Origin of the sequence: Anaerofustis sp., assembly GCF_019420015.1 — a bacterium.
GTDB lineage: Bacteria > Bacillota > Clostridia > Eubacteriales > Anaerofustaceae > Anaerofustis.
In genome coordinates, this window is sequence record NZ_JAHZIA010000010.1 from 10,808 (window position 1) to 18,396 (window position 7,589).

At 35.4% G+C, this 7,589-nt stretch carries 5 protein-coding genes and 2 pseudogenes; 5 read left to right on the plus strand and 2 right to left on the minus strand.

Going from position 1 to position 7,589, the window contains the following annotated elements; all coding sequences use genetic code 11:
* From QZ357_RS03205 to QZ357_RS03220, 4 genes and pseudogenes are all read left to right on the plus strand, one after another.
* A pseudogene (locus tag QZ357_RS03205) lies at positions 1–925 on the plus strand (DNA mismatch repair protein MutS); the annotation flags it as partial.
* Position 926: 1 nt separating this feature from the next.
* The gene (gene mutL / locus QZ357_RS03210; RefSeq protein ID WP_290771724.1) at positions 927–2,882 is read left to right on the plus strand and encodes a DNA mismatch repair endonuclease MutL; all 1,956 of its coding nucleotides are present in this window, start codon (positions 927–929) and stop codon (positions 2,880–2,882) included.
* 10 nt (positions 2,883–2,892) lie between these two features.
* On the plus strand, positions 2,893–3,822 hold the full coding sequence (gene miaA, locus QZ357_RS03215; protein ID WP_290771727.1) for a tRNA (adenosine(37)-N6)-dimethylallyltransferase MiaA: 930 nt from the start codon (positions 2,893–2,895) through the stop codon (positions 3,820–3,822).
* Positions 3,815–5,074, plus strand: a complete 1,260-nt coding sequence (locus QZ357_RS03220) for a methionine gamma-lyase family protein (protein WP_290771729.1) — start codon at positions 3,815–3,817, stop codon at positions 5,072–5,074. The genes miaA and QZ357_RS03220 overlap by 8 nt, the downstream gene beginning before the upstream one ends.
* 112 nt (positions 5,075–5,186) lie before the next feature.
* On the opposite strand, the gene sigG is transcribed toward QZ357_RS03220, so the two are convergent.
* The gene (sigG, locus tag QZ357_RS03225; RefSeq protein WP_290771731.1) at positions 5,187–5,948 is read right to left on the minus strand and encodes an RNA polymerase sporulation sigma factor SigG; all 762 of its coding nucleotides are present in this window, start codon (positions 5,946–5,948) and stop codon (positions 5,187–5,189) included.
* Between the two features lie 262 nt (positions 5,949–6,210).
* On the opposite strand from sigG, the gene QZ357_RS03230 reads away from it, so the two are divergent.
* Positions 6,211–7,266: an acyltransferase family protein gene (locus QZ357_RS03230; protein WP_290771733.1), complete on the plus strand. Its 1,056-nt coding sequence runs from the start codon at positions 6,211–6,213 to the stop codon at positions 7,264–7,266.
* A gap of 36 nt (positions 7,267–7,302) precedes the next feature.
* Here the strand turns inward: QZ357_RS03230 and QZ357_RS03235 are convergent.
* Positions 7,303–7,589: pseudogene (locus QZ357_RS03235) on the minus strand (ABC transporter ATP-binding protein); the annotation flags it as partial.

A 7,589-nucleotide genomic window follows, 5' to 3' on the forward strand; every position in this document is an offset into this window, starting at 1 on the left:
CGGTAAAATCATAATCAAGGAAGGCAGACATCCTGTGGTTGAGAGAATAAGCGGTATAGATAACTTTATACATAACGATACTCTGCTTGACAACGAAGAAAACAGAATGCTTATTATTACCGGAGCAAACATGGCCGGTAAATCGACTTATATAAGACAGGTTGCCGTTATATCCATAATGGCTCAAATAGGTTCTTTTGTTCCTGCGTCATCTGCCAGCATAAGCATAGTGGACAGAGTATTTACCAGAGTAGGCGCAAGCGATGACTTGGCAGGCGGACAGAGTACCTTTATGGTAGAGATGAGCGAAGTATCGAATATTTTAAAATACGCCACAAAAGATTCTTTGGTTATACTTGACGAAGTCGGAAGAGGTACATCCACTTTTGACGGACTCAGTATTGCCCATGCCGTTATAGAATATCTTTTGGACAAATCAAAGATAGGGGCAAAGACTTTGTTTGCCACACATTATCATGAACTCACCGAGCTTGAAAGCAAAAGAGAGGGAGTAAAAAATTATTCCATAAGACTTGAAAGCAACGGGGACGAAATAATATTTTTAAGGAAAATCGAAAGAGGCGGAATAGACAAAAGCTACGGTATAGAAGTCGCAAAACTTGCCGGGCTTCCAAAAGACGTAATAAACAGAAGTATTCAGATATTGAGCGTCTTGGAAGAGAATGAAGAAAGTTACAAAGACAAAATAGATTCTTTAAATAAAGGCTCTTTTATTGAATCTGACAATTTTACCCAGCTGTCTTTTGAAAGAAATGAAGAACAAAGCAAAGAAGAAAAAGAGTGGGGAGTAAACAAAAAAGCCGCGGATAAAATAAGGACTCTTCCGATTGAGAGTATGAGTCCGATAGAAGTCATGAATTTTGTATATGAATTAAAACAGTCATTGGATAAAGAGGAAGTGTAATATGGCTCAGGTAATAAAGAAACTCTCCGACGAACTTGTCAACAAAATATCTGCGGGGGAAGTGGTCGTTTCTCCCGCTTCGGTTATAAAAGAACTGGTTGAAAATTCCATCGATGCCGGTGCGGATCATATAAAAATCGAAATAGACGAAGGCGGCAAAAGCAGAATTTTGGTAAGCGACAACGGGATCGGAATAAAATCGGACGAGATAGCTTTGGCTTTTAACAAAAACGCCACTTCTAAAATAGACAGTCTGGAAAAGCTTTCAAACATAGACACTTTAGGGTTCAGAGGTGAAGCTTTGTTTAGTATTTCCGTTGTCAGCAAAGTACATATAAGAAGTAAGTATCATAGCGAGAGAACGGGTGTTTGTGCGGATGTCGTAAACGGAAAAGTAGGAGAAATTAAAAGAAGTGCATTAAACACAGGTACTAGAATAGAAATCAGAGATTTATTCTATAATACCCCTGCAAGAAGAAAGCATATGAAGAGCATAAAAGGAGAAAGAGCTTCTTCTCTTGATATTATATCAAAATTGGCAATCGCCAACCCGAACATTGCATTTAGTGTGTATAGCGAGGGTAAAGAAGTCTTTACAACCATGGGAGACGGGAATATCAAGAATGTAATAACCACCGTCTTGGGACATGATTTCGTTTCGAAAATGATAGAAGTCGATTATAAGGACGATCCCCTTACCGTAAAGGGATTTACCCTTTCCGCCAATTATTTGGACAGACAAAACGAAGAAAGCATATTTATCATAAACGGAAGATACGTAAAAAACGACGTTTTGAGTAAAGCCATTAACAATATATACAAGGAACAATACGGACTTTTCACTAAGAGAATATCCTATGTTTTGTATATAAATCTTCCTTATAATTTTACGGATGTAAATATACATCCCGCAAAGACGACAATTTCTTTCAGAAACGAAAGTCTGATAACTATGCTGATTTGTGAGGGGATAAGGGCTTCTCTTAGAAAAACCATCAACCTGAATGAAAATTCAAAAATAAGAAGTGAAAAGAAACAAAGCCCTCTTGAAAATCAAATTGCCTTTGAAGAAGCGTCTTCTTATGTTGTGGGCGATAAGGATATTTTACAAACGGGTATAGATGTAAATACTTCGGATATTACGGATAGTGGCGAAGCTTACTTGGAAGAGGTGCTTTATAAAAAGAACAATGAGGAAAACATCAACAATTCTTTTCTTTTAAAGGAAGAATCTTCTTATGTTTCTTTCGGTGAAAATCGTATGAATTCTTCGGTTGATACCGACTATAAAACTCTTTTGTCAAAGGGAGATGAAGAAGAGAATAAAACGAGCTCTGAAAGTGACGGAGTTAATATTATAGACAAAACAATTTTTGAAAAAATCTCAAAGATGAAATTCATAGGTACGGCTTTCAAAGCTTATGCAATGTTTGAAAGCGGAGAGGTTTTGTATATTATGGATACCCATGCCGCTCATGAGAGAGTTCTGTACGACAAATATTTAAAGGAGTTTCAAAGCCAAAAGGTAAGAACACAGATTTTGGCTGCACCTCTCGTTTTGGAACTTGGCATTACTTTAAAAGATATTTGTCTTAACAATACTGAGCTTCTTAAAAGTTTAGGGTACGATATTGATGATTTTTCGGGAAGCAATGTCATAGTCAGAGAAATTCCCGAAATGCTGTCGATGGAAGACACAAAGGAAATTATATTTAATCTTCTTCATTCTCTGAAAGACACTTCGGTTTTGACAAATGACATAAACCGAAACGAAACCCTTATTAGGTCTGCATGTCACCATGCAGTTCGAGGACACGACGATATCTCCGAAGATGAATCGAGAAAGCTTCTTTTGTATTTGAAAGAAAGCGTAAATCCTTTTACATGCCCTCATTCAAGACCTACCGTTTCTAAGATTAAAAAGAAATATTTTGAAAAGATGTTTCAAAGGATTTAGAGGTTTGATTATGGGAGATGTGATAGTTATAGCAGGTCCGACCGCTTCTGGAAAAAGCGGGCTTTCGTTGGATTTGGCAAAGAGGATAGACGCTCAGATTGTTTCGGCGGATTCGGTGCAGGTTTACAAATATATGGATATCGGCTCGGCGAAAGTCACCAAAGATGAAATGGGAGATATAAAGCATTATCTTATAGATGAATTTGAACCCGATTATGATTTTAACGTATCGGTTTTTACCGAGTATGCGCTTAAATATATAAATGAGATATTAAAAAAAGGAAAGACGGCAATCATAGTCGGAGGCAGCGGGCTTTATGTTGATGCGCTGGTTTATGATTCTTATGAATTTGAAAAAGAAGAAAATGATTATGAGTACAGAAATTATCTTATGAAATTATCTAAGGAAAAGGGGAAAGAGTACATTCATTCAATGCTTTTAAGGGTTGATGAAGAAAGTGCGAAAGAGATACACCCGAATAATTTAAAGAGAGTCATAAGAGCCCTTGAAATATACAAGATAACGGGAAAGAAAAAATCGGAAAGAGAAAAAAAGAAAAAAGAATTCAGATTTAAAAATACGTATTATTTTTGTTTGGACGAAAAAAGAGAGGAACTGTACAAGAGAATAGACTTAAGAGTTGACCAAATGATAGAGCAGGGTCTCGTTCAAGAGGTAAAAGGACTATTGGATAGAGGATATGACGAAAGGTTCAATTCTATGAGAGCCATAGGATACAAAGAAATCGCAGGATACTTAAAAGGTGAGATGAGTCTTGAAGAGGCGGTATACATCATAAAAAGAGATACAAGACACTTCGCAAAAAGACAGCTTACCTGGTTCAGACGGAATGAGGACGTTATTTGGATTGATAAAAACAAGTACAATACAAATGATAAAATAATAGACTATATAAGGGGTTTTACGGATAATGAGTAATTTTGCCAGTAAAGAGGCTTTTGAAATAGTAAAAGAAGCCGAAAAAAGAATAGAATACAAATTTAAGGAAATAGACGATATTTGCGAATACAATCAATTTAAGGTTCTAAATGCAATGCAAAACAACCGTCTTTCTCTCAGACATTTCACAGAGAGTACGGGATATGCCTATGACGACGAAGGAAGAGAGATTACGGAAAAAATATATGCGGAGGTATTCGGCGGTGAAGCCGCTTTGGTAAGACCTCAGATAGTAAGCGGTACTCACGCAATCAGTTTAATGCTGTACGGTGTTTTAAGACCTGGAGACACTCTTTTGAGTATCACAGGGGACCCTTACGACACTATAAGATCCACAATCGGAATAAATGACAAAGGTGAAAATCTTGGGTCATTGAAGGATTACGGTGTTGCTTATGATAAGGTTGATTTGCTTGAGGGAGGCGATATCGATTATGACAGTGTCGCAAAGAAACTTACGGATGAGGTAAAAGCTGTTTTTATTCAGCGTTCCAGCGGATATACCGATGCAAAAGCTTTATCGATAAGGAAAATCGAAGAAGCCTGTGCTTTCGTGAAAAATATCAAAGAGGATGTCATTGTTTTGGTTGACAATTGCTACGGTGAGTTTTTGGAAAAAAGAGAGCCTCTTGAAGCAGGAGCGGATTTGATAGCGGGTTCTCTTATCAAAAATCCCGGCGGCGGATTGGTATCAATCGGAGGATATATAGTTGGTAGTAGCGAAAACATAAAAAAAGTCGCTGCCAGACTTACAGCACCCGGCATAGCATTGGAAGTCGGTGCAAACCTCGGAGTTATACGTTCTTACTTACAAGGGCTTTTTATGGCAAGCAAAGTTACGAGTGGCGCCATAAAAGGAGCGATCCTTGCCGCAAGTGTTTTTGAAAGTTTGGGGTATAGGGTTTTCCCCGGAGTTGATGATGAAAGAAGCGATATCATTCAGGCGGTTGTTCTCGAAAGCAGAGAAAAAGTATGTGCATACTGCGAGGGGATTCAATCGGCGGCTCCCGTGGATTCTTACGTTACTCCACAACCTTGGGATATGCCGGGGTATGACGATCAGGTCATTATGGCTGCGGGTAACTTCATAGAAGGATCTTCGATAGAATTGAGCGCGGATGCTCCTATGAAAGAACCATACATTGTATACCAACAGGGAGGACTCACTTACGAGCATTCCAAAATAGGAACAATAAAGGCTTTGGACGCAATTTTGAAAATAGACAGATAATAAATAAAACAAAAATACCGTCAAATTTAATGACGGTATTTTTTATATGATTTGGATTATAACGTTTTTTATATATTTACTTGGTTTATTTGTTTTATGATATAAAATTTTATTATATCTCCTTTTTTATCTTTTTCAGTCCGCTTTTTTCAAGGCGTGAAACCTGAGCCTGGCTTATGCCTATTTCTTTCGCAACTTCTATTTGGGTTTTGCCCATATAATATCTTTTGATGATTATTTCTTTTTCTCTTCCTCTCAGTTTATCGACGGCTTCCTTCAAAGAAAATTTTTCCGTCCAGTTCTCTTCCACGTTCTTTTCGTCTCCAACCTGATCCATTAAGTATATGCTGTCTCCGTTATCGTTGTACATCCTGTCATATAACGAGCATGGCTCTACTATAGAATCAAGGGCAAAATTCAAATCTTTTTCTTTTATTCCCAGGTTTGCCGCTATCTCTTTGTTTGATAAATTTTTGTCTTTATTTTCTTCTTTGTATTTTAATGCTTTGTATGCCGTATCTTTTAAAGACCTGCTTACCCTTATGGTTCCGTTGTCTCTTAAGTATCTTCTTACTTCCCCGATTATCATAGGTACGGCATAGGTACTGAACTTTACATTAAACTTTGTGTCAAAGTTGTCTATTGCTTTTATAAGCCCTATACATCCCACCTGAAATAAATCATCCATATTTTCGTTTCTGTTTGAAAAACGCTGAACAACACTTAAAACAAGTCTTAAATTGCATCTGATAAATTCGTTTTTTAAATCTTCTTCACCATTCTTTATTCTTATTAGCATTTTCTCGATTTCTTTGTTGTTTAAGTTAGGTAATGCCGAAGTGTTTACTCCGCAGATTTCTACTTTTCTTATCATTTTATATCCCCTTAAGTGTTTTGTTATAGTTAAATTTTTACCTTAAGGAAGTAACTTATTCTGATTTGAATGAAAATTTAAAGGAATTTAATGGAATATCTTATTTAGGAATATTATGAATGAAAATTTTAAATTTTTATTTTAATCTATAGATTAATTGACAGTTTCATCAAATATAAAAAGATATTTTGAAAAGATAAAATTTGCTATCTGAAATTTTATGTATTTTAATAAGCAATATTAGAAGTATAAGGGTTTAAATATGATGGCACAAAGAAATTTTTATTTTGATAATTTAAAAGGAATTTTGGTAACTTTGGTTGTTCTTTTCCATTTGATTCCGTCCAATATTGAATTGTCTCTTCAGATAATGTACTGTTTTGTATTTATGTTTCATATGCCGTTTTTTATTTTGATTTCGGGATATTTTTCGAAAAACAGGGAAAAACAGGCAAGAAAAGCTTTTTCGTTGTTTTTCTTGTATTATATTTTATCCTTGTTTCTCTATATATTTCATACGCAGGAAGTGTATATAGATATAGAAAATATCAAGAATATAGAGTTTTCATATAAGCTCTTTTTACAGCCATTTATATCTCATGGTTATGCATCATGGTATTTGGGGGTACTTTTATTACTTAGAATTATTTGTCCGTTTTTTACAAACATCAAGCATTATGTCGGACTTTCTTTTGTTGTCGGTATTATTGGAAGCATATTGGAAATAGATCAATATATTATAAGACGAACATTGTTAATGCTTCCGTTTTTTGCAGTCGGTTACTTTTTAAGCAAATATAAATATGAAGATTTAAAAAAGTTTTTTGTCAGTAAAGTATTTGCTTTAGTAGGATTATTTATTACATTTGGTATATTTCTTGTTTTCTTTTATGTTTTATCAAAAGTAGATATAGAATTTATCGGCTCTCTTTTTGCTTTGGGGGATATACCTTTATGGGATGTTTTCCCGAGAAAGATATTTCTTGTATTATACGATATATCTTATTATTTTATTTCCTTTGCTTTAATGTACTTTATTGCATGCTTGGTAAATAATAAAGAGTCTTCTTTTACGACTTTCGGAAGTAATTCTTTGAGTATATATTTTTTCCATGCATTTGTTACCCTGCCTGTTCGTCAGCATATATTAAAACCCCTTTTGAGAAGTGGGGGAGCGGATATGATATTTGCCGTAGTGTTTATTTCTCTGGCAGTTACTGCTGTTCTTGTATTCCTCCTCTCAAGGGACACTTTTGTAAAATATACAATATCTCCTTTGGATAAGCTTTCTAAGAAGTTCATGATAAATAAAAACTGATTAAACAAAAATAAAAGACACCTGATAGGTGTCTTTTTATTCTTCGTATATATCGAATTTTTCCAGCCCTTCAAATTGCATGCTGTAATATTTTGCATAAAGACCGTTTTTATTTATCAGTTCTTGGTGGTTTCCTCTCTCTGTTGTCATTCCGTTTACTATTACTATTATTTCATCGGCATTTTTTATTGTGCTGAGCCTGTGGGCTATTACGAGGGTTGTTCTGTTTTCTGAGAGTTTTTCCAGTGAGCGCTGTATGTGTCTTTCGCTTTCGTTATCCAGTGCCGATGTAGCTTCGTCAAGTATAAGTATCTTTGGGTTTT